We start from the raw sequence: 24628 nt of genomic DNA, 5'->3' as shown, positions 1-24628 counted from the left end.
GTCAGGTGGTCACTTCGCGACGGCCGCGGCGACCTTGCTGATCGGCTCGGCGAGCGCGTTGATCCCGTCGGAGAGCTCCTTGAGCTCGGCCTTGCTCAGCGCGGTGTGCAGCTTCCACCCGTCGCCGTCACGGTGCTTGCCGAGCAGTCCCTCGACGTTGGCGAACTCGGTGTCCAGCTGCGTGACCAGCTCCGGCGAGCGCTGCTGCAGCGCGGGACGCAGGGCGGACACGGCGGCCTTGGAACCTTCGAGGTTGGCGGCGAAGTCCCACAGGTCGGTGTGCGAGTAGCGGTCCTCCTCGCCGGTGATCTTGCCGCTGGCGACCTCGTCGAGCAGTTCCTTGGCGCCGTTGGCGAGCTGGAGCGGGGAGAGCTTCTCGGCGTTCGCCTTGGCCACGATCTCCTTGACGTCGACAAGCAGCCGGTCGGCGATCGGGCCGTCCTTGCTGATGTCGCCGGACTGCCAGAGGTCCTTCTCGATCCGGTGGAAGCCGGTGAACTCCATCCCCTCCTCGATGACCTCCTCGCGGCCGTCGATCTTGGGGTCGAGGTCGCCGAAGATCTCGGCGACCGGCTCGATCCGCTCCCAGTAGGTGCGGGCGACCGGGTAGAGCGCCTTGGACTTCGCGACATCGCCGGCCTTGACCGCGCCGACGAACTCCTCGGTCTTGTCCAACAGCGCGGCGGTCTGGCTCTTGACGTAGCGCTGGTAGTTGTCGGTGGCGTCGCCCAGCGCGGCGTCGGCGGTGAGCGGCTGCGCCGACCCGCTGACCTTGAGCGCGCCCCGGATGCCCTTGCCGCTCATCCCCGGCTTGCAGGCCGTCTGGTACGTGCCGGCCGGCAACTCGACGTGCAGCTCACGGCTCAGCCCGGGAGCGATGTTCTCCACCTCGCCCATCACCCGGTCGCCGTCGGCGTACACGTAGAACTCGGTCACCTTCGCGCCCGAGTTGGTGATCTTGAAGGTGGCGGTGCCGGCACCCAGGTCGGTCGAGCCGACCTCACAGGCGGTGTCGCTCGCCTTGACCACGATCGGTCCGCCGGACGCCGCCGGGTCACCCTTGTCGGAGTCGGAGCAGGCGGCCAGACCGGCCGTCGCCAGCACGCCGGCGGCGGCCAGCGCGAAGAACTGGGTGGTACGCATCTGGGCTGTCTCTCCTCGTGGGTCAGGCACGCTGCGGCGTGGACGCCGCCTCGGCCTCGGCGCCGGTGTCGGCCCCGCGCTCGGTGACGGTGGTGGTGGTCGCGGTGGGTACCGGCTTACGCCGGGCCGGTCGCAGGAAGAGCAGGAGCACCGGTACGGCGTACGCGACCCAGGCGATCGTCTCCAGCACGGTGGGCGCGGGAGTCACGTTGAACATGCCGGCGAGCAGAGCCGCGTACCAGGTGGTCGGGTCGAGCACGCTGGTGATGTCGAAGGCCAGGTCGTTCAGACCGGGCAGGACACCGGCCTCCTGGAAGTCGTGCACGCCGTACTTGAGGATGCCGGCGGCGACCAGGATCAGCAGCGCGCCGGTCCAGGTGAAGAACTTGCTGAGGTTGATTCGCAGGGCGCTGGCGTAGAGCAGCACGCCGAGGACCACGGCGGTGACGATGCCGCCGATCAACGCGAGCAGCGGGCCGCTGTCGCCGGCCGCGCCCTGGGCGGCCGAGTAGAAGATCAGCGCGGTCTCCAGGCCCTCGCGGATCACCGCGAGGAAGGCCATTCCGGCGACGGCGAGAGACCCGACGGCCAGCGCCTCGGTGAGCTTGCCCCGCAGTTCGCCGGCGATGGTCCGGGCGGCCCGGCGCATCCAGAAGATCATCCAGGTCACGAAGACCACGGCGGCGACCGAGGTGATCGCCTCGAACAACTCCCGGTCCTCGGAACGGGCCAGCAGCGAGGTCGACGTGTACTCGATCAGCCAGCCGAAGAGCACCGAGAGCGCCACGGCCAGGCCGACGCCCGCCCAGACCTGCGGCAACCGGTCCCGGCGCTGCGACTTCACCAGGAAGGCGACCAGGATGCTGACCACCAGGGTGGCTTCCAGCCCTTCCCGCAGGCCGATCAGATAGGTGGCGAACATCCGAGCTCCGAGTAGGTTAGGCACGCCTTGGCTGACTTAGGGCAGGCATACCTTCCTCCCTGCTCAGGGCCTTCGTCAAGTCGTCCACGACAAGCTCACTAAGCCCGTGTCGAGGCCCGGCAGCCGACCGGCGGCCGGCCGGGTGCCGGTCGGCTGTGGAAGGATCCCCGCCGTGAGGGGATTCCTGCCGTGGTTGACGGTGCTGGCCGTGGTGCTGCTGCTCAGCGCGCTACGCCTGCGGGCGCTGGCCACCGTCGTGTCGGTCGGCTGGCTGGTCTGGTGCCTCTGGACGTGGTTCCGGCCCACCCGGCGCGGCCCTCGCTCGGGCTGACCCGCCGGCAGAGGACGCTGAGCCCGCCGAACCGGCGGCGGAGACGACGAACCGGCGGCGGAGACGACGAACCGGGCCGGCTGCGAACAGCCGACCCGGTCCGGAGATGTCGATCAGTAGCGGTAGTGATCCGGCTTGAACGGACCCTCCGTGGAGACGCCGAGGTAGGCGGCCTGCTCCTTGGTCAGCGTGCTCAGCTTGGCGCCGAGGGCGCCGAGGTGCAGCCGGGCCACCTTCTCGTCCAGGTGCTTGGGCAGCACGTAGACGCCGATCGGGTACTCCTCGGTCTTGGTGAAGAGCTCGATCTGGGCGATCGTCTGGTTGGCGAACGAGTTCGACATCACGAAGCTCGGGTGCCCGGTCGCGTTGCCGAGGTTCAGCAGGCGGCCCTCGGAGAGCACGATGATCGCGTGCCCGTCGGCGAAGCGCCACAGGTCGACCTGCGGCTTGATGTTGATCCGCTCGACGTCGGAACGCTTGGCCAGCCCGGCCATGTCGATCTCGTTGTCGAAGTGGCCGATGTTGCCGACGATGGCCTGGTGCTTCATCCGGGCCATGTGCTCGTTGGTGATGACGTCGAAGCAGCCGGTGGCGGTGATGAAGATGTCGGCCTGCTCGACCACGTCGTCCAGGGTGGCGACCTGGTAGCCGTCCATCGCGGCCTGCAACGCGCAGATCGGGTCCACCTCGGTCACCACGACCCGGGCGCCCTGGCCGCGCAGCGACTCGGCGCAACCCTTGCCCACGTCGCCGTAGCCCATGACGACCGCCATCTTGCCGCCGATCAGCACGTCGGTGGCGCGGTTGATGCCGTCGATGAGCGAGTGCCGGCAGCCGTACTTGTTGTCGAACTTGCTCTTGGTCACCGAGTCGTTGACGTTGATCGCCGGGAAGAGCAGGGTGCCCGCCCGGTGCATCTCGTAGAGCCGGTGCACACCGGTGGTGGTCTCCTCGGTCACGCCCTTGATGCCGGCGGAGATCCGGGTCCAGCGCTGGCCGTCCTCGCCGAGCGAGCGGTGCAGCAGCTCGAGGATGACCGCGTACTCCTCGGAGTCGGCGGACTCGACCGGCGGGACCGCCCCGGCCCGCTCGAACTCGGCACCCTTGTGTACGAGCAGGGTGGCGTCGCCGCCGTCGTCGAGGATCATGTTGGGGCCCTGCCCGTCCGGCCAGGCGAGCACCTGCTCGGTGCACCACCAGTACTCCGGCAGGGTCTCGCCCTTCCAGGCGTACACCGGGACGCCGGCGGGGGCTTCGGGGGTGCCGTCCGGGCCGACGACGATCGCCGCGGCGGCGTGGTCCTGGGTGGAGAAGATGTTGCAGGACGCCCAGCGCACCTGCGCGCCGAGCGCGACCAGCGTCTCGATCAGGACGGCGGTCTGGATGGTCATGTGCAGCGAGCCGGTGATCCGCGCGCCGGCGAGCGGCTGCGCCTCGGCGAACTCTCGACGGATCGACATCAGGCCGGGCATCTCGTGCTCGGCGAGCTGGATCTCTTTACGCCCGAACTCGGCGAGCGACAGATCCGCCACCTTGAAGTCGCCGTCGGCGAGCGTGCTCGGCCGGGCCTCGGACGGCGTGCCGCTAGCGGACGCCGGGAGGGTGCTGGTCATGAAAGCTCCTGTCGAACGATGTCTGCGCCGACCCTCCACCTTACGCGCGTCGACGACGGGCACCAGGCACGGTCCGCGGACAGCGCACGGGGCGGTCGGTGATGGACGGACCTTCCCGCCCACGTCCCGCCCGCCCCGCGCATCCCCCCGGTTTGGTTCCCCCGCACGTTCTCGGACCGTCGTCGCGATAACGCTGCGTACCCATAGAGTCACACTCAGGCAGGGCAGCGTCAAGCTATTCCGGGAAAGTCGGACTTGTGTCGTTCCGGCGGAGGGTCAGCGCAGCCCGGACGTCGCCACGAACGCCACCCCGGCGCCGTCGATGCGCAGAGCCGCGTCGGACGACGTACCGATCGCCGCCTCGCCGGAGGCCAGCGTCAACGCTCCGGCGCCGTCGTCCACGGTGATCGAGCCGCCCGCGCAGAGCACCACCCGGGGGCCGGGCAGCGGCAGCGTCACCGAGGGCACCGCCGCGTCGACCCGTACCCGGTGCAGCGCGAAGTCGTCCACCGGCACGGGCCACCAGTCCACGCCCGGGCCGACCGGCTCCGGGGCCCGCACCGGATCGTCGAGCACCTCGAAGCGCAGCACCTTCAACAACTCGTCGACGTCCACCCGCTTCGGGGTCAGGCCACCGCGCAGCACGTTGTCGCTGGCCGCCATGATCTCCACCCCGCAGCCGCTCAGGTAGGCGTGCAGGTTGCCGGCGGGCATCCAGATCGCCTCCCCCGCAACCAGCCGCACGTGGTGCAACAGCAGCGCGACAAGCGCACCGGGATCCCCCGGGTAAGCCTCGGCCAGCCGGCGGGTCAACTCCGCGTCCGGGCCGTCGGCCGGCGATGCCAGCACGGCAGCCAGCAGGTCGTGACGCGTGGCGACAGGCCAGCCGAGCAGCGTCCGCACCGCCGTCCGCAACCCCGCCGGCCCGGTCCGCAAGGCGGCGACCACCGGCGCCAACGCCGGTACGCCGAACGCGGCGAGCGCCTCGGCCGACTCCACTGGATCCCGGAACCCGCACAGCGCCTCGAACGGGGTGAGCGCGACCAGCAACTCCGGCTTGTGGTGCGGATCGGAGTAGTTGCGCTGCCCCTCCGGGCGCCCCGCCTCCGCCGCGTAGCCGGCTTGCGCCTGCTCGGCGTCCGGGTGGGCCTGCAGGCTCAGCGGAGAGTCGGCCGCGAGCACCTTGAGCAGGAACGGCAGCCGGCTACCGAACCGCTCGGACACCCGCTGCCCGAGCCACTGCCCGGGTTCGTCCCGCACCAGATCACAGAGGCTCACCCGCAGACCGGCGCGGTCCACGTGGGCCGGGGCGCCCGGGTGGGCCCCCAACCACAGCTCCGCCTCCGGACCCGCGCTCGGCACCGACCGCCCCTGGAGGAGGGCGATGGCCGAGCGCGAGCCCCAGGCGTAGTCCCGGATCGGCCCGTACAGTGGCTCCACCCGTCAGCCCCCGGGCCGCCCGGCCGCCTCGCCCGACGCGTCCTGCGGCTGCGGCACGGCGGTGTCGGCGGCGGCACCGGTGCCGGCCTCGGCGGCGGCGGCGCTGTAGACGTCCGGCTCCAGGTAGATCACCCGGGCGATCGGCACCGCGGCGCGGATCCGCGCCTCCACGGCGTTGATGCCGCGCGCCAGGTCGTGGGCGGTCTCCCACTCCGGGACGGCGATCTTGGCGGCCACCATCAGCTCTTCCGGGCCCAGGTAGAGCGTCTTCATGTGGATGATCCGCTCCACCTCGGGGCCGTCGGTGACGGCCCGCTCGATGGCGGCCAGCTCGGACGCCTCGGCGCCCTCACCGAGCAGCAGGCTCTTCGTCTCGATGGCCAGCACGACGGCGATGACGACGAGCAGGATGCCGATCATCGCGGTGCCGGCGGCGTCCCACCGGCCGTTGCCGGTGATCAGGGTCATGCCGACGCCGAAGAGCGCGAACACCAGACCGACCAGGGCGCCGAAGTCTTCCAGCAGCACCACCGGCAGCTCCGGGGCCTTGGCCCGGCGAATGAAGCGCACCCAGGACTGGTTGCCCCGGACGTGGTTGGACTCCTTGATGGCGGTCCGGAAGGAGAACGACTCCAAGATTATCGCCGTCACCAGCACCACCACCGGCAACCAGTGCCAGGACGTGATGCCCTCCTTGTGGTCCCACTTGTGGTACGCCTCGTAGAGCGCGAACAGGCCACCGATGCTGAACAGCACGATGGACACGATGAACGCGTAGATGTAGCGCTCCCGGCCGTACCCGAACGGGTGTTCCGGGGTGGCCGCGCGCTTCGCCCGCTTGCCACCGAGCAGCAGCAGGCCCTGGTTACCGGAGTCGGCGACCGAGTGGACCGCCTCGGCCAGCATCGACGACGAGCCGGAGAGCAGGAACGCGATGAACTTGGTGACGGCGATGCCGATGTTGGCCAGTAGGGCGGCGACAATCGCCTTCGTCCCACCGTTGGCGCTCATGCCACCGCTCCGCTTCGCCGCACGAAGCCGCCCGGTCCGCGCATGGCGCGCCGCCCCCTACGTTCGTTCACTGGTTCGACAGCTCCTTCATCTCGGTGATGGCCGGCACGGCCATCGGGTCCAGCCCGTGTGCCAGAGCAAGGTAGATCGAGGCGAAATCCGGAACGGCGATCAGCGACGCCAGCCGTTCCAGGGCGGAGCCACCCTCGGCGGTCACCACGTCGCACCGCACGCCACGACGCTCCGCGAGGGTCTGCACCGCGTCCGCGCGGCGCTCCTCGACGGCGAGCGGCTCGTCGGTGTCGTCCTCGGCGTTGAGCCCGCCGTCGCGCAGCAGCACCAACCGCAGCCGGGTGCCCTCGCCGTCGTCCTCGGCCGGGTCGGCGAAGATGTCCCGCTCCCCCTCGGCCAGGCCGCCGAAGACGCCGTCGAGCAGCCCGACGCGACCCCGCCCGGCCTCACCCAGCGCACCGGTGACCACCGGATAGCGGGCGTTGGCCGACAGCGTGTCGCCGAACCGGCGGGCCGCCACCGTGGCCAGCGGAGACGAGCCCCAGACGATCGGGATCGAACCGGCCAGACCCAGTGCCAGCGACTTGGCCGGGTTGACGAAGGACTCCGCGGCGGAGCGGCAGCGGTCGGCGTCCGCGTCGAGCCGGGCCGCGGTCTCGGCCAGGTCCGCCTCGTTGACCTTCACCAGCCCGAGGGAACGGGCGGCGAGCAGGACCGGCACGGTGAGCGCCCAGAGACTGGCCCGGGCCGGGGCACGCCGGGGCACCGGAATGAACGGCGCCCGAGCCTGCTCGGCGATCGACTGCAACTGCGAGTCCGGGGCACCCACGGCGACGAGTCGGGCACCACGCCGGTGGGCCGCCTCGGCGGCGCCGAGCGCCTCCGGGCTACGTCCGGACGCGCTCACCGCGATCACCACGTCGGCCGCGCCCACCCAACCGGGTACGCCAGCGCTGCGGTGCCCGATGATCGGGACCGGGCAGCGCGGCCCGGCGACCGTGGCCAGCACGTCACCGGTACGCCCCGCGGTGCCGATGCCGGCGATCACGACGGCTCGGGGCCGCCCGTCGTCGGCGAGCACGGCCAGGTTCGCCTCGGCCGCCAGTGCGGCGCTCTCCCGAACCTGCGCACCGGCCGACGCCGTGTGCCTGAGCATCCCGCCCGGGTCGGCCTCGGCCAACGCCTGCGGGTTGTCGAGCAGGGCCTCGTCGGCGTCCCGACGTCCGCTGACCCCGGCCGTACCGTCGATCATGAGGACTGCCCGGGGCCGCCGCGCGCCTCGTCGAGCAGCAGCACCGGCACGTCGTCGCGGACCTCGAAGATCCGGCCGCACTCCGTGCAGGTCAACGTCTGCGCCTCGGCGTCGTAGGTGAGCGGGGCGTGGTGCGTGTCCGGACAGGCAAGGATCTCGAGCAACTGCGGATCCAGGGCCATGGCGCGGCTCCTTCCACGTGTGCGGCTTGACCGACGGCGGTGCCGACCGGCGCAGGCGATCTTATCGGCGAACGCGGTCGAGCACGTCGTCCCGGAGCGAGACCATCCGATCCCGGGTCGGCGCCTCGACGTTGAGCCGCAACAGCGGCTCCGTGTTGGAGGCGCGCAGGTTGAACCAGGCGCCGTCGGGGAAACGCAGGGTGAGCCCGTCCATCTCGTCGGCCACCGCGTCGGAGTACGCGGCGCGCACCTCGGCCACCGCGGCCGCCTGGTCGGCCACCGTCGAGTTGATCTCACCGGAGGCGATGTAGCGCTCGTACTCACCGGCCAACACGGACAGCGGCAGCGACTGCTCGCCCAGTGCGGCCAAGGTGTGCATCGCCGCGAGCATCCCGGTGTCGGCGAACCAGAAGTCCCGGAAGTAGTAGTGCGCGGAGTGCTCGCCGCCGAAGACGGCGTTGGTGCGGGCCATCTCCGCCTTGATGAAGGAGTGCCCGACCCGGGCGACGACCGGCTGCCCACCGTGCTCCCGGATGATCTCCGCGACCGCGCTGGAGGTGATCAGGCCGTGGATCACCGTGGAACCCGGGTGCTTGGCCAGCTCACGGGCGGCGACGAGGGCGGTGATGGCCGACGGTGAGACCGGCTCGCCGCGCTCGTCCACCACGAAGCACCGGTCGGCGTCACCGTCGAAGGCCAACCCGATGTCGGCCCCGTGCTCGACCACCGCGCGCTGGAGGTCGACCAGATTCGCCGGGTCCAGTGGATTGGCCTCGTGGTTGGGGAAGGAGCCGTCCAACTCGAAGTAGAGCGGCACGATCTCCAGCGGCAGCGGCGACAGGGCCGCGTCGCCCAGCACGGTCGGGACGGTGAAGCCGCCCATGCCGTTGCCGGCGTCGACGACCACCTTCAACGGTCGGATGCCCGAGAGGTCGACCAGCTTGCGCAGGTAGCCGGCGTAGTCGGGGAGCAGGTCGCGCCGCTCGGCGGGCCGGGTCGGCGCACCGGCGGGACGGGCGTCGCCCGAGTCCAGGAGGGCCTGGGCCCGCTCCCGGATCTCGGCCAGACCGCTCTCCTGGCCGATCGGGCGGGCACCGGAGCGGCACATCTTGATGCCGTTGTACTGCGCGGGGTTGTGGCTGGCGGTGAACATCGCGCCGGGCAGGTCGAGCGAGCCGGACGCGTAGTAGAGCAGGTCGGTGGAGGCGAGGCCGATCTCGATCACCGAGCGCCCCTCGGCGCGTACGCCGGTGGCGAAGGCGGCGGCCAGGCCGGGCGAGGTGGCCCGCATGTCGTACCCGACGACGACCGCGTCGCCCGGCTCGTCGGTGGAGTTGAGCAGTTGGGTGAAGGCGGCTCCCAGTGCCTCGGCGACCCGTTCGTCCCACTGGTCCGGCACCGTCCCGCGGACGTCGTACGCCTTCACGATCTGGGACAGATCAGACACGTGTTCCACTCCTTGGCCGCAGGTTAGACACCGATCCTGAGCCTAACGGAGGGGCCCGGCCGTACTCCGCTCAGCCGGGGAGCCGGGGCATGAAGACGGTGTGCCCGCCCCCGTCGGCCGGCGGGTCACCCGGCCGACCGTCGGGCCGACCCGGCATCGGCTGCGTCGCCTCCGGCACGGGACCGGGGGCGTCCGGCCGGACGCCGTAGACCCCGCCGGTGGCGGGACGCGGGGACGGCACCGGACCACCCCAACCGGCGGCCGGCGGCTGCTGGCCGTACACCTGGCCGGGGCGACCGGGCGCGGCCGGCAACCCACCTCCGGCGCGGTAGGTGGTGCCGCCGGGGTTGCCCGGCAGGGTCCCGGGCCCGTCGTCGGACGGCTTCCGGTCCTGCCGCGAGCGACGAACGAGCAGCACGATGAGCAGCAGTCCAACCGCCACCAGCACAACGCCGAAGTACATCACCGGCGATCCTCCTCCGGACGATTCGGCGGCAGTCGCCGTGGTGTTCGGCGCGCCGGACACCCCGCCCAGCGCCGCCGGGTTCACCGCGTCGTCGACGGTCGCGACCTCGGTCGGGCTCGGGGTGGGCGTCGGCTTCTTCGACCGCGACGGAGTCGGCGACGGAGTGACCCGCGCTCCGGTCACCCGCGCCGCGTCGGTGGCGTGACCCAGCGTCTGGCCGGCGGCGCTGACGCCAGCACCGGTGACCACGAGACGGCCGCCGGGCGCACCTGCCGCGAACCCCACCCGGTAGCGCACCGTGATGCCCTTGCCCTTGCACAGCGTCGGCTTCAGGGGTGACGTCTGCGCGGTCGACACGCTGCCGGTGCCACCGCTGACGGCCACCGGGAACCAGCGCCCGCCCGCGTTGACCTCGACCGCCACCTGGTTCGGCTGGAGACCCGCCAGGCTGAAGCTCAGCGCGGTACGCAGCAGGACGCACCCGTCGGTGCGCTTGCGCACCGCGACGTTCACCCCCTGCGCGGAACCACCGGCGGCGAAGCTGCTGGCGGCGCCCACCCGGACCGAGTCCTCGTCGGCCAGCGCCGGCGACGCACCGAGCATCACCAGGCCGCCCGCCAGACCGCAGACCGCCGCGAGCCGTGCCACGCGTCGACGCACTGTCATGATCACCTCGCCGTTCTCCCCGGGTGGGGTCCGCGGGTCAGGCTACTACCGGCCCACCTAACCCATCGGTCATAGAGCGGCCCGGATGTGCGCGGCGTTACGGTTTACCGGCCGACCCGCCGACCTGCTGTTTGCCGGACTGACCAGCCGATCAGCCGTCCCGCTGCGCCAGTCAGCCAGCCTGGCTCCGCTACTCAGCCGGCCTTGCTCCACCGGTCAGCCTTGCTCCGTGGGTGAGCCTTGCTCCGTCGGTCAGCCTTGCTCCGTCGGTCAGCCGGGCCGCTCGGCCTCGGCGAGGGCGTCGCGGCAGAGACGGTCCGCGGTGCGGGTCGTCTCCGGCAGGCGGTAGCGGGGCGTCAACGCGAGCACCTGCGCTGTCGCGTTCTCCAGGCTCATCCGATGGCCGACGCTGACGAAGACCGGCTTCACCCCGTCCCGGGTCCGCAGCACCCGACCGACGACGTCACCACCGTCGCGCAACGGCGACCAGGAACCCCGCTCGGCGGAAGGCGGATCCCACGTCCCGACCAGTGGCGTCTTCCCCACCCCGATCGCGGGCAACCCGGTGACCACCCCGAGGTGGCACGCGAGCCCGAACCGGCGCGGATGGGCCAGCCCGTGCCCGTCGCAGACCAGCAGGTCCGGAATGGTGGTGAGCCGGTCGAGCGCACCGAGCAACGCGGGCAACTCACGGAAGGCGAACAACCCCGGCACATAGTCGAAAGCGGGTCGTCCCACACCGACCGCCGAGTCGACCACCGCCAGAGTCCGGGCATCCAGGACCGTCACGGCCGCCGCCAGCAGGACCTGGCGGGGGCGGCTCCGGGACGGACGGTCACCACCCTCGGCGTACGCGACGTCCAGGCCGGCCACCGTCGCGGGCGCGCTCGGCCCCGGCCCGACCAGGTCCACCAGCGACCGCAACTCCTCCTGTACGGCCACCGCTTCGGCAACACTGCCCGGCCCCGCGATCCCCGCGCCCGGCGTGGCCCTCGCGCCCGGCGTGACCGGCGTGCCCGGCGTGCCCGGCGCTCGCGATGATCCACTCGGGTTCACGGAAGTCGGGCTGTCCCACGCGTCCGGATGCCCCGACATCAAGGAACCCGAGTCGATCACCTTCGGCCGGAGGCGTCGATGCCATCCCCGGCGGCGCTGCCGCCCGGGCCACCCCGGGCAGGGTCACCGTCGGCCCGGTTCCTGATCGCGCCCAGGCCGAGCGCGAAGGCAATGCCGAGGGCGACACCGAACGCGACGCCACCCTTCGGCCCGAAGACGGGAATGCCGATCGCCAGGCCGATCAGGATGCCAACCGGCCAGGCCCAGACAGTGGGCCTGATGCTCTGCGTACCGGATCTCGCCATGCGTCGATCTTATTCGTGCTCCGCCAGGCCCTCACCGATCGCCGTTCACGACACGGCGACCCGCGGTCAGGCAAGCCCCAACTCGTCGCGGGCCTCCTCGACCCACCGGCCAACCCCGTGCGCGCCGCTGTCGGCCGCGAGCCCGGCCGCCTCGTTTAGCAACTCACGGGCAGCATCCCGATCACCGTCGCTGGCGGCGAGATCCGCCAGACCGATCAGATTCGCCGCGACTCCCGCGGTGAAGGACAACTTCCGACGCAACCGGGTCGACTCCGTCAGCAACTCCCGCGCCCCGTCGACACGACCGGCGGCCTGCTCGCCGAAACAGAGGTGCCGCAGCACGTACGACAGCGTCAGCTCATCCCCCGCCGCGGTAGCCAACTCGCACGCCCGGGCGAAGGCCGGGTCAGCGGACGCCTGGTCCTGCCGAATCACCTGGTGGACCGTGCCCACCCAGAAAAGCGACTCGCCCTCACCACGGGCGTCACCCAACTCCTGGTACAGCCGGGCCGCCCGCTCGAAGAGCGGCAGTTCCTCCGCGTCCTCCAACCCGGTATCCAGGAAACGGGCGTGCAGAAGCCGCCCCCGGGCCAACGCCACATCCGCGTCCAGCGCGGTGAGATCCCGCTCCGCCTCGTCCAACGACTTCGCGTCGCCACCGAAGACCGCCTGCTCGTACCGCACCTGCGCCCGTACCAGCCGAGCGTCGAGTCCTTCGGCCATCAGCGGCCACCCCTTCCGTCTGTCCATCGGCGAAGCATGCCTACGCCACTCTCGCTATATCAGGGTCCGCGCCAGGATCACCGGCCGCACGGAGCTGCTCCTCGAACATGACGAACGTCCGCTGCCGGATCCCGCGAATGAGCGCCTGCTCCTTCGGCGTCAGGTGACGATCTTCGGCCTTCGCCACGTCCCTGACCGCCTGCACCGTCTCGTACAGCGCGAAGATCGGACCTTCGCCCTCGAGATAGTGCGCCCGGAAACGCTCTACCTCCTGCACGAAGTCCTCTGCGGTACGACGAAATACGTCGCCTCCGATGTCTAGCGTTATCTCAACAAAGAGTTCGTTCTTCTCATGCCAACCTCCAGAGTCGATAGACAGCCGCCAGACCCTGGCACCGCCGTCGGGAGTCTCGACGATCTTCACCGGCGATTGGTAGTAGAGATAATACGAAGGGAGGGAAAGCCCTCCGCCCATGAGGATTCACCACCTCAGCGATCGCCGCCGCCCTTGAACATGGCGCGGATTGAACCTTCGTCAGGCAACTTCTCACCACCGGTGACTGCGTCAACCACCGCCTCAGCGTCAGCGCGGCTCACGTTCTTGTAACGGTCCGCATTCCGATAGTCATCGAGGAAGCGCACTACAAGTCCGGGATCATAGGCCCACGCTCGGGCGCGATGATCCCAGAGAACGGCCTGACCTAGGCCCGCATCCATGACGAAGAGGCCCGCCGGCCCGCTCTGCTCATCAACCCGGTAGATCACGTAGTAGCTCAACAATCTCCTGCTCCAACTCTTCGGCTACCTGCGGCGCTATGGGGAAGTCACGAGACCTTAGCCCCAGCCCTTGCACCACCTGTGCGAGGCTTGTCCCTTGGCGAGTCAGCCAGGCGCGGTACTCGCGCCAGACGTCGGCGTTCTGGCTGATCCACTTGGCGAAGGTGGCGTCCTTGGCCGGAAAGCGGAGATCGAGCCCGCCCGGCAACGCATCCGGCAGGCCACGTGCGCGGTTCGCACTGAGCATCCGCAGAAGCGCGTCGACTCGTCGTTCGGGACTGTTCGACGGACGCCGCAAAACTTCGTACTCCTCATGGGTGGTCAGCCACGCTTCTCGCGACACCGAAGTGTGCAATTGCAACTCGATCAGCATCCCGTCGGGGGAACGAAGTGTGCAGTTGAGTCCGTAGAATCGGTTTCCCTCGTGCCAGAAGTTTTTGCAGGCTGACGTCGGCACTGAGAAACCAGCTTCGGTGAGACCGGCAAGAACCAGGTCGACGGCGTTGCTGTAGTGCCGGCCTGACGGCAGCTCAAAGCAGAACCTCAGGACGTCATTGACGCTTGCCACGAAGTCCGTTGCGTCGATCGTGGCGACGCGGGCCTCGTCGAGGTACTTCCGAGCCAGCGATTCCAGCCCCTTGACGCGATACTCGCGGTCCCGTAGGTGGATTGGGTCGCTCAGGCCGAGCGCGTCGGTCACGTTCTGCCCGACCTGAGCCAGAGCATCCTCGACGCGGTCAGCAGCGCCCAGAGCACGCTCCCGGAGTTCCGTCAGTACCGCCAGCTCGGTAGTCGTGAGCTGGGCGAGGTTGGGCGTTGACTGAGCAACATCACCCGATTCGGCCCGGCCGGAAGCCGCACCCGAAGAGCCAGGGCCGTCGAGGAGCAGGTACATCCGGTTGATGTACGGGTCGCCGTGGCCGCCGTCGTCGTGCGTCGGCGGGTGATCCGGCAGGTCGGGCCGCTCGCTGAACCGGCCTCGGGGCAGGCCGCCGAGCGGCATCGGTCGGCCGTCGCCGCTCAGCACCAGCGCGTCGATGCCGACCACGTCGGGGTAGAGCGGCCGGTCCCGGACCACGCCGTTCTGCGGGTCCACGTAGAGCACCGTGCCGTTCTGGTTGAGCGCCACCCAGGCGTGCGAGCCACCGTGCGCCCACTCGGTGACCAGGAACGAGTAGCTGCCGTGGCCGCCCAGCAGGAGTTGGTCGTGCAGGTTGCGGTAGCCCCGGTCGGCGGCCTGCCGCGCCTGGGCGGCGTCCGGACGTTGGTTGGACGCCGGGGCGAGGAGTTGCTGGAAGCGCCCCCCGGTCACGTCCTCGACCCGGCCCGGGCCGCCCGCCTCGCCACGGATGGGGCGCCGGATGTCACCGTCGAGGTAGCCGTCGAAGGTACGCGGCGCCGACACCCGGGGCCGGCCGTGCACCCACGTCTCGAACAGCGACAGCGTGCAGTCCAGGCAGTTGATGCCCCGGGTGGCGTCGGCTGCGGGACCGCCGTCGTTGAGCAGCCGGAACCAGCCGCCCTGTCGGGGGTCGGGGGTGCGGGTGACGGTGCCGTCCAGCTCGCGGGGCATCTGCCGTTCGACGTCGACCTGGTGCAGGGCGAGCGGCGGCCGGAGTCCTCCGGGCCGCCCGTACGGCCGGGAGTCGTCGATCGGCGGCGGATGGTCGTCGCCGGTGAGCCTGGACGGGCCGGTGGTCTCCACCGCGCCGAGCGCGAGCGCGCCCACGTCCCGGTTGGCGTGCTCGAAGGTGGCGCTGATGTCCACGACCGGCGGGGCCGTGCTGCCGGCCAGCACCGCGTCTGCCAGGTCACGCCATTCGGAGTACGCGCGAGTCTCCTCGTTCGCGGCGCGTTGCCAGCCGTCGGCCCACTGCCGGTTGCCGGCCTGGTGCAGCTGTCGGGCGTAGCTGGCGTACTCGACGGCTCGACGATCGTGCTCCGCGGCACGGGTGCGCAGTCGGGCGGCCTCGGCCTGCCGGCGGTTGTTCTCGAACCCGATCCGCAGCGATTCGTAGTGGTCCTGGTAGCGCCGACGCTCGGCGGCTTCCGCCGCGGCTGCCCACTGCGCCGCGTACGAGTCGTCGGTCTCGGGCTCACGCACCGACGGGGCACCGAACGCGGCGACGTCGACGGGGATCGACGCCCTTCCCCGCGCCGGATGGTCGGGCGCTCGCACCGGTGCCGGCGTCTCCCGCGTCGGAACACGCGACGGCACGGCGAACCGACCGACCACCGGTGGGGTGGAGGCGACCGGCAGTGGCCCGTTGGTGGTGGTCGGGACGCCGGAGGTGACCGGCGCCGCCGAGCCTGGGGTGACCGTGGGGGCGGAGGGGCCGACCGCCGGTGACCAGGTGGTCGGTCCGGAGGTCGTGGCGTGCGGCGAGCTGCCGGGGTGGGCCGGTGGCGCACCGGTGGCAGCCGGCCCGCCGCCCGATTCGAGGGGACCGGCCACGGGCGCGGCCGCCGACGAGAGCCTCGGGTCGACGGTCACCGACGAAAGCCTCGGATCAGCACCCGCCGCCGACCGGCCCGGATCGGCACCCACCCCCGACGTAGCCGGATCAGCACCCACCGACGTAGCCGGATCGGCACCCACCGCCGACATGGCCGGGTTCACCGCGGAGAGCGTGGCGTCGACCGTGACGGGGTGCGTCTCCCCGAACGGCCCGTCCGTCGACGGCGTCGCCTCGGACACGCGTACCGAATGGTCCACCACGTCCACGTCGGACACGGCACCTACCGGCATCGGTGCCGACGTGTGCACGTCGGGCGCTAGCGGAGGCGCCAGCCCGGCTCCCCGTGACTGCTCGATGCCCGGGGGCGTCGGCGCAGCCGGCTGGTTCGGCGCCGACGCGGCGATGGCCTCCGTCGCCTGCACCGGAACGCCGGAAGCCGTAACCAGACCACCCGAGGCCACACCACTGGCGGACCCCGCGGACGAGATCGCCGAGGAGGAAGACGCTCCCGCCGAGGCCGCATCTCCCGTGACAGGCAGCACGGACGGAAGGTAGGGACCCGCGAACGACGCTCCGGCGAGGGCGTTGGCCTGCGCGTCGAGCCGGGCGCGGAGCGCGTGGTCGGTCTGGCCGGTCGCCGAACCGGTGGCCCCGGACGCGGCGGCACGCGCCACGTCCTCCATGGAGGTCAGGCCCTGACCGGTGGCCAGACTGGCCGCGCTGTCGGCGAGCACCTCGCCGGTCATCTCGCGACCCAGGTGCTCCCCGACCTTCGCCGCTCGCCCGGTCGCGTGCCGGCCCAGGCCGGCCAGCGGCGCCGCCGCCCCGCCGGCGAGCCCGCCGACCGCCGACGCCCCGAGATCGGTGAGGTCCAGGCCGTGTGCCCGCCCGGTGGAGTTCTGGTACGCCTGGGTGGCCAGGGTGACCCCGGCCTCCTCGGTGGCCTCCTCCAGCCCTTCACGGGCGGCCCGCTTGGCGAGCCCGCGTGCACCGCCTCGGGCGACCTCCTTGGCGGCCCGCTCGCCGGCCTCCTTGAGTCCGTGCTTGAGGGATTTGCTGGCCAGTTGGCCCATCAGCCGCTTGAAGATCTGTTGAACCAGCAGTCGCGCCGCGGTGATCGCCGCGCCGGCGGCCGGGGTTGCGGCACCGGCGGTCAACACGGCTGCCACCGCCACGGTGAGCAGTTCGATGACCAGGATGCCCAGCTCGATCCAGACTTCCAGCTTGGCGCCCTCGATGTCGCAACCGCACTCCTCGACCAGTCGACCCAGGTCGGCCGTGACCGCGAGCAGCACGGGCAGGGGGGCGTCGGCGCCCTCGGCGATCCCCCGCCAGGCCGCCTCGAACGCCGCGTCGACCGCCCCGACAGCGCCGTACCCGTTGTGCACCTCGACGGCGGCCGCGGCGGCGTCGGCGCGCGGCCCGGCGAGCACGGAGGCGACCGCGTACCACTGGTCGGCGACGTCCCAGACGGCTCGTTCGTTGCCCTCCGGCCACTGCACGCCGACCACCCAGTCGAGGGCCTGGTAGATCCAGCCGGGCACGTCCCACGGCGCGTAGTCCAGTGGGTGCGGGATGGGACTCGGCAGCACGCTCATCGAAATCGCCGGCCGTCAGCGTCGGTCAGCGGTCCGACCGACCCGGGCGGCGCTGGCCCCGTCGGTCTGCACGCTCGCGTCGACGGCCTCGACCACGTCGCTGCCCAGCTCGGTGAGCCGGTGCCCGACGCCGGCCCAGGCCCGCAGCACCGTCTGCTCGAACCCGCGGTAGTTGCGCTCGAAGGCCGCGCCGATGTCGTCGCGGCCCCAGGGCCGGGCACCGCTGGCGGCCTCGATGGCACCGCCCTCCGCCGCACGACGGGCCGTCACCGCCTCGCCGGCGAGCGCCAGGTCGGCACCTCCCCGGCGGGCCCGGGACGGATCGAGCCAGAGTTGCCCGTCGGTCATGCCTTCGCCTCACCTTTGCCGAGTGCGGCGTCGGCCCGACCGAGCAGCGCGGCGTAGTCGCCGGTCTTGAGGAAGTCCGTCGCCCCGGAGCCGGCCGGCATGCTTTCGGCGACGAGGTCGCGGGTGGCGTCGGCGGCGGCGGTCGCGGCAGCCCGGATCGTTTCGGTGACTTTTCGGCCGAGCGCCCCGGCGTCGCGGTCCCGGTAGATGGCCGACGTCAGCTCGACCTCGATCAGCTGGCCCTGCGCGCCCACCGTCGCCGTCACCTGCCCGTCGGCCGACCGGCGGGTCACCCGCAGTGCGGCGAGCCGCGTCTGGAGGGTGTCCAAACCGGACCTGAGCTGCTGATATTGCCCATAAACGTCGTCGAATCGGGCCCGTAGCTCGCGATTGACGCCCCGGTCCGCCTGTTCGTCCACCGCCGCCCCTCCCGTCACCGTCGGTAGAGCGAAACAATACCGGCCGCCATCGATCCGTGTAGTCCGGTAGTTTCAATGCGTGATCGACCGTCAACAGGCCGAGCAGCTCGCGGCCACCTGGGCCCGCCGTGACTCGCAGCGCCTCGGCCACGAGTGCACCGCGATGGTCGACGAGTTCGACCTGGGTTACGTCATCACGTCCGTCGTGCCCACCGAGGTGCGCACGGTGCCGGGTGACCTGCCGACGACAGTCATCGACAAGCAGACCGGCAAGGTCACCACCTGGCCCCGGGTGCCGAGCACTGTGGTGGCGGAGCTGTACCGGCGTAGCCAACCCGCCGGGCCGACCGCTCCCCGCACTGTCGATCCGTCCAGCCTGCTGGTCCGGGAGATCCACCGGGGCGCCACCCCGAACACCGCCGCGCACCTGACCATCGACGGGCGGATCTGGACGGCCCAGGGCACGAAGGCCGACGTGCCGCTCAACCATCACCCGCTCGTCCGCGACTACCTCCACCAACTGCCCCCGGGCGAGTTGGTTCGCGGCGGTGAGGCCCACGCGGAGCTGATCGTGGTCTCCGACGTCCTGCACGAGTACGACCACCGCCGCGCCGCCGAGGGCATCGCGCCGATGGGGCGGGCCGAGGCAGCCGCGCTGTTGGAGAACGCCCGCTTCGAGATCTTCCGGATCCGTGAGCCGGGTGATCCCGCTGGTGGGCCCGCCGAGCGGCCCTGCGACTCGTGCATCAGCTTCCTGATTCGGGCCAACGTCCTGCCGGAGTCGACTCGCGCCTACACCGAGACCTGGCGGGCACCCGAGGCACCCGACCCCGATCCCGGGCGCTTCCCGGCGGAGGTCGCGGACGCGCTGGTCGCGGCCGGGTGGCGGCCACACATCGGGGATCAGATCATGGCCGCCGCCGCGGTACGGGACGTCACGTCGGTGCACGGTCGCAACCATCGGCACGAGGTCTTTCCCGCCGCCGTGGAGGCGCTGACCGCGTTCCCCAGCCTGGTCGGCGCGCGGCGCGGCCGGGGCGAGCAGGTGTGGATCTCCCGTTTCGACATCCGCCCGCACGCCATCGCGCACACCGCCGACACCCTCGCGGACTTCGGCGCGGTGCTCGGCGTACGCCTCTTTCCGATCGGCACCGAACAGCAGGACAGCATCCTGGCGGTGGACGAGCGCGGTCGCGTCTTCGCGCTCGACCAGGCCGGCGAGTGGTTCCTCGGCGACACCATCGACGCCGCGCTGACCACCCTGCTGCTGGGCCGCGCCCCCGCCCGGGTTCGCGACGACGGCACCTGGCCGGCCGACTAGCGCGGCAGCGCCGCCGGCCTGAAGGGCAACACCGCCGGCCTAACGCGGCAGTGCCGCCGGCCTAGAGGGCGAGGCCGGTCAGCACCATGACCCGGGGCTCGGTGTAGTCGTCCATCGCGCTGCGCAGCCCTTCCCGACCGACGCCGCTACCCTTGACCCCGCCGTACGGCATCTGGTCGGCGCGGTACGACGGCACGTCGCCGACGATCACCCCGCCCACCTCCAGCGCGCGGGCGGCGGCGAAGGCCACGTCCAGGCGCCGCGTGAAGACGCCGGCCTGCAGGCCGTACGCCGAGTCGTTGACCGCGGCGAACGCGGCCTGGTCGTCGGCGACCGGGGCGACCACCAGCACGGGCCCGAACACCTCCTCGGCCACCACCTTGGCGCTCGCCGGCACGCCGGTGAGGATGGTCGGGGGGTAGGTCGCGCCGTCGCGGAGGCCGCCCACCTCGACGGTGCCGCCGGCGTCGACGGCCTCGGCCACCCACGTCTCCACCCGGCGGGCCGCGTCCTCGGACACCATCGGCCCGACGTCGGTCAGCTCGGACGCCGGGTCTCCGGTCCGCAGCCCCCGCACCGCCGCCACCAGCCGGGGCAGGAAGTCGGCGTAGCGAGCGTGGTGCACGTACACCCGCTGGACGGCGATGCACGACTGGCCGGCCTGGTAGTTGGCGAACGTCGCGATGCGCTGCGCGGCGAAGTCCAGGTCCTCGTCGGCGGTCCAGTCCGCGCAGAGCACCGCGGCCGCGTTGCCGCCCAACTCCAGCGTCACGTGTTTCTCGGGCGCGGCCCGGCGGAGAGCCGCGCCGACCGGCCCGGAGCCGGTGAACGACACCACGGGTAGCCGGGGGTCGGTGACCAGTTCGGCGGCGCGGTCGTTGGGCAGCGGCAGTACCGAGAACATCCCGGCCGGGAGGTCGGTCTCGGCCAGCAGCTCGCCGAGCAGCAACGCGGTCAAAGGCGTCGCGGGCGCGGGCTTGACGATGATCGGCGCGCCGACGGCGATGGCCGGCGCCACCTTGTGGGCGACGAGGTTGAGCGGGAAGTTGAACGGCGTGATGCCCAGCACCGGCCCGCGCGGCACCCTCCGGACCAGCGCGATCCGCCCGCCGGCGGCCGGGTCGGTGTCGAGTCGTTGCAGTTCCCCGGAGAAGCGGCGGGCCTCCTCGGTGGCCCAGCGGAAGGTCGACACCGCACGCCCGACCTCGGCGCGGGCCCACTTGAGCGGCTTGCCGTTCTCCGCGGTGATCAGGGCGGCGATCTCGTCCGCGCGCTCGGCGAGCCGCCGGGACACGTGGTCGAGGGCCGCCGCGCGGGCGTGCGCGGGCAGGGCCGCGGCCTGCGCGGCCACCCCGGCCGCCGCGGCGACGGCGGCGTCGACCTGGTCGGGCGTGGCAATCGTGGTACGCCCCACCGGGCGGCCGTCGTACGGGTGGTGGACGGTCAGCTCACCCTCGCCGGTGACGGGGCGGGAGGCGACGAAGAAGGGTGTGGGCTCCACGCCGAGCAGCGTAACCGAGGGACCTGCCGACGGAAACAGTCGCGATAACCCTTGTCTGCCGCGAATTCGGTGGCCAAGATGGCAGAGAGATTGCGATAACCGCCGCAGAACCGCGCCCCCGGCCCCCTCGGAGTGATCCCGCCATGAGTGACCAGCAGCAGCTGCGCAACTTCGTCAACGGCTCCTACGTCGACCCGGTCGATGGCGGCTACGCCGACCTGATCGACCCCTGCACGGGTGAGGTGTTCGCCCAGGCCCCGGTCTCCGGCGCCGCCGACGTGGACGCGGCGATGAGCGCCGCCGCCACCGCGTTCGAGAGCTGGCGGGAGGTCACTCCCGCCGAGCGGCAGCGGGCGCTGCTCAAGCTCGCCGACGCCGTGGAGGCGCGGGCCGCCGAGCTGGTCGACGCCGAGGTCCGCAACACCGGCAAGCCCCGCCAGCTCACCGCCGAGGAGGAGCTTCCCCCGGCGGTGGACCAGTTCCGGTTCTTCGCCGGCGCCGCCCGGATGTTGGAGGGGCGGTCCGCCGGGGAGTACCTGGCCGGGCACACCTCCTACGTGCGGCGTGAGCCGATCGGCGTCTGCGCGCAGGTCACCCCCTGGAACTACCCGCTGATGATGGCGGTCTGGAAGATCGCCCCCGCGCTCGCCGCCGGCAACACGGTGGTGCTCAAGCCGTCGGACACCACGCCGGTGTCGACGCTGCTGCTCGCCGAGATCGCCGCCGAGTTCTTCCCGCCCGGGGTGTTCAACGTGGTCTGCGGCGACCGGGACACCGGTCGTACCCTCGTGTCGCACCCGACCCCGCAGCTGGTGTCGATCACCGGCTCGACCCGCGCGGGCATGGAGGTCGCCGCCGCGGCGGCCCCCGACCTGAAGCGCACCCACCTGGAATTGGGCGGCAAGGCCCCGGTGGTGATCTTCGACGACGCGGACGTGGCCGCGGCGGCCGAGGCCATCGCGCTGGGCGGCTACTTCAACGCCGGGCAGGACTGCACGGCGGCCACCCGGGTGCTGGCCGGGCCCGGCGTCCACGACGACTTCGTGGCGGCGCTCGCCGAGCAGGCCCGCAGCACGAAGACCGGCGCCCCGGACGACGCCGACGTCCTCTACGGTCCGCTGAACAACGCCAACCAGCTCACCCGGGTCAGCGGCTTCGTGGACCGCCTGCCGGACCACGCGGCGATCCAGACCGGCGGGTCCCGGCAGGGCGAACGCGGCTACTTCTACGCGCCGACGGTGGTCTCCGGGCTGCGGCAGGCCGACGAGATCATCCAGGACGAGGTGTTCGGGCCGGTCATCACCGTGCAACGCTTCTCCGACGAGGACGAGGCGGTGCGCTGGGCCAACGGCGTCGACTACGGCCTGTCCGCGTCGGTCTGGACGCGGGACCACGGCCGGGCCATGCGGATGACCCGTCGACTGGACTTCGGCTGCGTCTGGGTCAACACGCACATCCCGTTCGTCTCCGAGATGCCGCACGGTGGCTTCAAGCACTCCGGGCACGGCAAGGACCTCTCGGTCTACAGCCTGGAGGACTACACCCGGATCAAGCACGTCATGCACAACATCGAGGGCTGAACCGTGAGCGCGAGGAGTGAGCCGGGTTTGCGAGCCCCGCAGCCGCGAACGAAAAGCGGCGCCGCGCCGTCTTCCGAGGAGTTGCACAAGCGGCGCGGCGGTGCCGTGGCCCGGGGTGTCGGCAGCGTGATTCCGTCCTACGTGGACCACGCGTCCGGCGGGACGATCACCGACGTCGACGGCCGGGAGTGGATCGACTTCGCCGCCGGCATCGCCGTGACCAGCGTGGGCAACTCGGCTCCGAGGGTGGTCGAGGCGGTCCGGGCGCAGGTCGAGCGGTTCACCCACACCTGCTTCATGGTCGCGCCGTACGAGTCGTACGTGGCGGTGTGCGAGCAGCTCAACGTGTTGACGCCCGGCGGGTTCGAGAAGCGCTCCGCGTTGTTCAACTCCGGGGCCGAGGCGGTGGAGAACGCGGTGAAGGTCGCCCGCCACGCCACCGGGCGGCCGGCGGTCGTGGTGTTCGACCACGCGTACCACGGCCGGACCAACCTGACCATGGCGTTGACCGCGAAGAACATGCCGTACAAGCACCGGTTCGGGCCGTTCGCCGGTGAGATCTACCGGGTGCCGATGTCGTACCCGCTGCGCGATGGCGGGCTCTCCGGCGCGGAGGCGGCAACCCGGGCCATCGAGATGATCGAGAAGCAGGTCGGCGCGGAGAACGTCGCCGCGCTGCTCATCGAGCCGATCCAGGGCGAGGGTGGCTTCGTCGTACCCGCGCCGGGTTTCCTGCCCGCGCTGCGTGCCTGGGCGACGGCGGCCGGGGTGGTCTTCGTCGCCGACGAGATCCAGACCGGTTTCTGCCGGACCGGTGACTGGTTCGCCTGTCAGCACGAGGGCGTCGAGCCGGACCTGGTGACACTGGCCAAGGGCATCGCCGGTGGGCTGCCGCTGGCCGCGGTGACCGGTCGGGCGGAGCTGATGGACGCGGTGCACGTGGGCGGGCTCGGTGGCACGTACGGCGGCAACCCGATCGCCTGCGCCGCAGCGCTGGCCACCATCGAGACCCTGCATGAGCTGGACTTGGCCGGTGCGGCCCGACGGATCGAGTCGGTGCTGGTCCCTCGGCTACGGGCCATCGCCGAGCGGGATCCCCGGGTCGCCGAGGTACGCGGCCGCGGCGCGATGCTCGCCGTGGAGCTGGTGCTGCCGGGCACGCTCACCCCCGACCCGGTCGCCACCGCGGCGGTCTCGGCGGCCTGTCACGCCGCCGGCCTGCTCACCCTGACCTGCGGCACGTACGGCAACGTGCTGCGCTTCCTGCCCCCGCTGGTGATCTCCGACGAGCAGCTCAGCCGGGGTGCCGATCTCCTCGACGCCGCCTTCGGCTGACCGGGGGAGGGGCCCGGTGCACGGGCCCCTCCCCCGACGTCAGCGCAGCACCTCGACCGTGTTGCGGCGCACCAGGTTCTTGCCCGGCTCGCGGATCTGCTCCATGGCGGCGGAGTTGAGCAGCACGCAGCTGCCGGACGGGCCTGTCACCGTCACCGTGGTCGCCCGGTTGTTGTCCAGGTTGGTCACCCGCAGCCGGGTGCCCACCGGGAACTGCCCGCTGGTCGCCGCCGGCCCGGCCGCCTCCTCGAAGAAGGTGATCGCTCCCGAGCACGCCGACCGGGGCGCCGGACCGGGCGCGCCGGGCGACGCCGCGCCGGGGCGGACCGTGCCGGGTGCCGGTGCGGCGGCGGGCGGTGCCGCGCCGTCGACGCGTTCCACCACGTTGCGGCGGATCACGTTCTTCCCCGGCTCCCGGACCAGCTCCATGGCCGCCGCGTTGAGCAGCACGCAACTGCCCGACGGGCCGGTCACCGTCACCGTGGCCGCCCGGTTGTTGTCCAGGTTCGTCACCCGCAACCGGGTACCCACCGGGAACCGGTCGCTGGTCGCCGCCGGCGCACCGCCCTCCGCCGAGAAGGTGACCGAGCCGGAGCAGACCGACGACCGTGCCGGGGCCGTGTCGGCGAACCCGAAGCTGGTCCCCACCGACACGCCCACCGCGGCGAGCACCGCCACGCTCGCCGCCAGCACGTGCCTGCGCTGCACCCTCATCGCCGTC

23 protein-coding genes are annotated in these 24628 nt (G+C 71.8%); 4 read left to right on the top strand and 19 right to left on the bottom strand.

The genetic code is table 11. The features are described from left to right. Positions 1-9: 9 nt before the first annotated feature. Together efeO and efeU are read right to left on the bottom strand one after the other, a co-directional pair. Positions 10-1143, bottom strand: coding sequence for an iron uptake system protein EfeO (gene efeO, locus ACFYL6_RS04195; protein WP_387167198.1), 1134 nt, complete (start codon positions 1141-1143; stop codon positions 10-12). 22 nt (positions 1144-1165) lie between these two features. After that, positions 1166-2065: an iron uptake transporter permease EfeU gene (gene efeU / locus ACFYL6_RS04190; protein ID WP_387167195.1), complete on the bottom strand. Its 900-nt coding sequence runs from the start codon at positions 2063-2065 to the stop codon at positions 1166-1168. Positions 2066-2237: 172 nt separating this feature from the next. On the opposite strand from efeU, the gene ACFYL6_RS04185 reads away from it, so the two are divergent. After that, complete coding sequence (locus tag ACFYL6_RS04185) at positions 2238-2396, top strand: hypothetical protein (protein ID WP_387167192.1); 159 nt, start codon at positions 2238-2240, stop codon at positions 2394-2396. Positions 2397-2509: 113 nt separating this feature from the next. Here the strand turns inward: ACFYL6_RS04185 and ahcY are convergent, their stop codons facing one another. From ahcY to ACFYL6_RS04110, 15 genes are all read right to left on the bottom strand, one after another. Continuing rightward, on the bottom strand, positions 2510-4009 hold the full coding sequence (gene ahcY / locus ACFYL6_RS04180) for an adenosylhomocysteinase (protein WP_387167189.1): 1500 nt from the start codon (positions 4007-4009) through the stop codon (positions 2510-2512). Between the two features lie 276 nt (positions 4010-4285). Next, a complete protein-coding gene (gene manA / locus ACFYL6_RS04175) occupies positions 4286-5449 on the bottom strand; it encodes a mannose-6-phosphate isomerase, class I (RefSeq protein ID WP_387167186.1) in 1164 nt (387 codons plus the stop codon). 3 nt (positions 5450-5452) lie between these two features. After that, positions 5453-6460 (bottom strand): cation diffusion facilitator family transporter, encoded by a 1008-nt coding sequence (locus ACFYL6_RS04170; protein ID WP_387167183.1) that lies wholly within the window; start codon positions 6458-6460, stop codon positions 5453-5455. Between the two features lie 67 nt (positions 6461-6527). Continuing rightward, on the bottom strand, positions 6528-7724 hold the full coding sequence (locus tag ACFYL6_RS04165; protein WP_091394020.1) for an SIS domain-containing protein: 1197 nt from the start codon (positions 7722-7724) through the stop codon (positions 6528-6530). Next, the gene (locus ACFYL6_RS04160) at positions 7721-7906 is read right to left on the bottom strand and encodes a Trm112 family protein (protein WP_091394023.1); all 186 of its coding nucleotides are present in this window, start codon (positions 7904-7906) and stop codon (positions 7721-7723) included. The genes ACFYL6_RS04165 and ACFYL6_RS04160 overlap by 4 nt, the downstream gene beginning before the upstream one ends. A 61-nt stretch (positions 7907-7967) precedes the next feature. Further along, positions 7968-9353, bottom strand: coding sequence for a phosphomannomutase/phosphoglucomutase (locus ACFYL6_RS04155; protein ID WP_387167180.1), 1386 nt, complete (start codon positions 9351-9353; stop codon positions 7968-7970). A gap of 70 nt (positions 9354-9423) precedes the next feature. After that, positions 9424-10485, bottom strand: a complete 1062-nt coding sequence (locus ACFYL6_RS04150; RefSeq protein WP_387167177.1) for a hypothetical protein — start codon at positions 10483-10485, stop codon at positions 9424-9426. Between the two features lie 270 nt (positions 10486-10755). Continuing rightward, complete coding sequence (locus tag ACFYL6_RS04145; protein ID WP_387167174.1) at positions 10756-11580, bottom strand: endonuclease V; 825 nt, start codon at positions 11578-11580, stop codon at positions 10756-10758. Positions 11581-11597: 17 nt separating this feature from the next. Continuing rightward, positions 11598-11846 (bottom strand): hypothetical protein, encoded by a 249-nt coding sequence (locus ACFYL6_RS04140; RefSeq protein ID WP_387167171.1) that lies wholly within the window; start codon positions 11844-11846, stop codon positions 11598-11600. A gap of 66 nt (positions 11847-11912) precedes the next feature. Then, the gene (locus ACFYL6_RS04135) at positions 11913-12596 is read right to left on the bottom strand and encodes a tetratricopeptide repeat protein (protein ID WP_387167169.1); all 684 of its coding nucleotides are present in this window, start codon (positions 12594-12596) and stop codon (positions 11913-11915) included. 13 nt (positions 12597-12609) lie between these two features. Further along, positions 12610-12993 (bottom strand): hypothetical protein, encoded by a 384-nt coding sequence (locus ACFYL6_RS04130; RefSeq protein WP_387167167.1) that lies wholly within the window; start codon positions 12991-12993, stop codon positions 12610-12612. 65 nt (positions 12994-13058) lie between these two features. Then, on the bottom strand, positions 13059-13346 hold the full coding sequence (locus tag ACFYL6_RS04125) for a hypothetical protein (protein WP_387167164.1): 288 nt from the start codon (positions 13344-13346) through the stop codon (positions 13059-13061). After that, entirely contained in the window at positions 13318-17403 is a 4086-nt protein-coding gene (locus tag ACFYL6_RS04120; RefSeq protein ID WP_387167162.1) for a toxin glutamine deamidase domain-containing protein, read from the bottom strand. Before ACFYL6_RS04120 ends, ACFYL6_RS04125 begins: the two co-directional genes overlap by 29 nt. 15 nt (positions 17404-17418) lie before the next feature. Beyond that, on the bottom strand, positions 17419-17751 hold the full coding sequence (locus tag ACFYL6_RS04115; RefSeq protein WP_387167159.1) for a hypothetical protein: 333 nt from the start codon (positions 17749-17751) through the stop codon (positions 17419-17421). Continuing rightward, the gene (locus ACFYL6_RS04110) at positions 17748-18170 is read right to left on the bottom strand and encodes a YbaB/EbfC family nucleoid-associated protein (RefSeq protein WP_387167157.1); all 423 of its coding nucleotides are present in this window, start codon (positions 18168-18170) and stop codon (positions 17748-17750) included. The genes ACFYL6_RS04115 and ACFYL6_RS04110 overlap by 4 nt, the downstream gene beginning before the upstream one ends. Before the next feature lie 79 nt (positions 18171-18249). Here ACFYL6_RS04110 and ACFYL6_RS04105 point away from each other — a divergent pair, with 79 nt between their 5' ends. Then, entirely contained in the window at positions 18250-19491 is a 1242-nt protein-coding gene (locus ACFYL6_RS04105; RefSeq protein ID WP_387167154.1) for an SUKH-3 domain-containing protein, read from the top strand. 61 nt (positions 19492-19552) lie between these two features. On the opposite strand, the gene ACFYL6_RS04100 is transcribed toward ACFYL6_RS04105, so the two are convergent. Then, on the bottom strand, positions 19553-20992 hold the full coding sequence (locus ACFYL6_RS04100; RefSeq protein ID WP_387167150.1) for an aldehyde dehydrogenase family protein: 1440 nt from the start codon (positions 20990-20992) through the stop codon (positions 19553-19555). Between the two features lie 143 nt (positions 20993-21135). Here ACFYL6_RS04100 and ACFYL6_RS04095 point away from each other — a divergent pair, with 143 nt between their 5' ends. Both ACFYL6_RS04095 and gabT read left to right on the top strand, forming a co-directional pair. Further along, on the top strand, positions 21136-22572 hold the full coding sequence (locus tag ACFYL6_RS04095) for a gamma-aminobutyraldehyde dehydrogenase (protein WP_387167147.1): 1437 nt from the start codon (positions 21136-21138) through the stop codon (positions 22570-22572). Between the two features lie 27 nt (positions 22573-22599). Further along, positions 22600-23907 carry a 4-aminobutyrate--2-oxoglutarate transaminase gene (gene gabT, locus ACFYL6_RS04090; RefSeq protein WP_387168242.1) on the top strand — a complete coding sequence of 436 codons (1308 nt, stop codon included), beginning with the start codon at positions 22600-22602 and terminating at the stop codon, positions 23905-23907. Positions 23908-23946: 39 nt separating this feature from the next. On the opposite strand, the gene ACFYL6_RS04085 is transcribed toward gabT, so the two are convergent. Next, complete coding sequence (locus ACFYL6_RS04085; protein WP_387167144.1) at positions 23947-24621, bottom strand: hypothetical protein; 675 nt, start codon at positions 24619-24621, stop codon at positions 23947-23949. Between the last annotated feature and the right edge of the window lie 7 nt (positions 24622-24628).

Origin of the sequence: Micromonospora sp. NPDC007208 (assembly GCF_042869175.1) — a bacterium.
Lineage (GTDB): Bacteria > Actinomycetota > Actinomycetes > Mycobacteriales > Micromonosporaceae > Micromonospora > Micromonospora foliorum.
The sequence above is the reverse complement of the archived record's forward strand: the minus strand, read 5'-3'. Positions and strand labels throughout refer to the sequence as shown.

Excerpts from the sequence above, each read along its gene's own strand:
- efeO (WP_387167198.1), bottom strand. The coding sequence starts at position 1,143 with ATGCGTACCACCCAGTTCTTCGCGCTGGCCGCCGCCGGCGTGCTGGCG.
- efeU (WP_387167195.1), bottom strand. The coding sequence starts at position 2,065 with ATGTTCGCCACCTATCTGATCGGCCTGCGGGAAGGGCTGGAAGCCACC.
- ahcY (WP_387167189.1), bottom strand. The coding sequence starts at position 4,009 with ATGACCAGCACCCTCCCGGCGTCCGCTAGCGGCACGCCGTCCGAGGCC.
- ACFYL6_RS04170 (WP_387167183.1), bottom strand. The coding sequence starts at position 6,460 with ATGAGCGCCAACGGTGGGACGAAGGCGATTGTCGCCGCCCTACTGGCC.
- ACFYL6_RS04165 (WP_091394020.1), bottom strand. The coding sequence starts at position 7,724 with ATGATCGACGGTACGGCCGGGGTCAGCGGACGTCGGGACGCCGACGAG.
- ACFYL6_RS04160 (WP_091394023.1), bottom strand. The coding sequence starts at position 7,906 with ATGGCCCTGGATCCGCAGTTGCTCGAGATCCTTGCCTGTCCGGACACG.
- ACFYL6_RS04150 (WP_387167177.1), bottom strand. The coding sequence starts at position 10,485 with ATGACAGTGCGTCGACGCGTGGCACGGCTCGCGGCGGTCTGCGGTCTG.
- ACFYL6_RS04145 (WP_387167174.1), bottom strand. The coding sequence starts at position 11,580 with ATGTCGGGGCATCCGGACGCGTGGGACAGCCCGACTTCCGTGAACCCG.
- ACFYL6_RS04140 (WP_387167171.1), bottom strand. The coding sequence starts at position 11,846 with ATGGCGAGATCCGGTACGCAGAGCATCAGGCCCACTGTCTGGGCCTGG.
- ACFYL6_RS04135 (WP_387167169.1), bottom strand. The coding sequence starts at position 12,596 with ATGGACAGACGGAAGGGGTGGCCGCTGATGGCCGAAGGACTCGACGCT.
- ACFYL6_RS04120 (WP_387167162.1), bottom strand. The coding sequence starts at position 17,403 with ATGAGCGTGCTGCCGAGTCCCATCCCGCACCCACTGGACTACGCGCCG.
- ACFYL6_RS04115 (WP_387167159.1), bottom strand. The coding sequence starts at position 17,751 with ATGACCGACGGGCAACTCTGGCTCGATCCGTCCCGGGCCCGCCGGGGA.
- ACFYL6_RS04095 (WP_387167147.1), top strand. The coding sequence starts at position 21,136 with ATGAGTGACCAGCAGCAGCTGCGCAACTTCGTCAACGGCTCCTACGTC.
- ACFYL6_RS04085 (WP_387167144.1), bottom strand. The coding sequence starts at position 24,621 with ATGAGGGTGCAGCGCAGGCACGTGCTGGCGGCGAGCGTGGCGGTGCTC.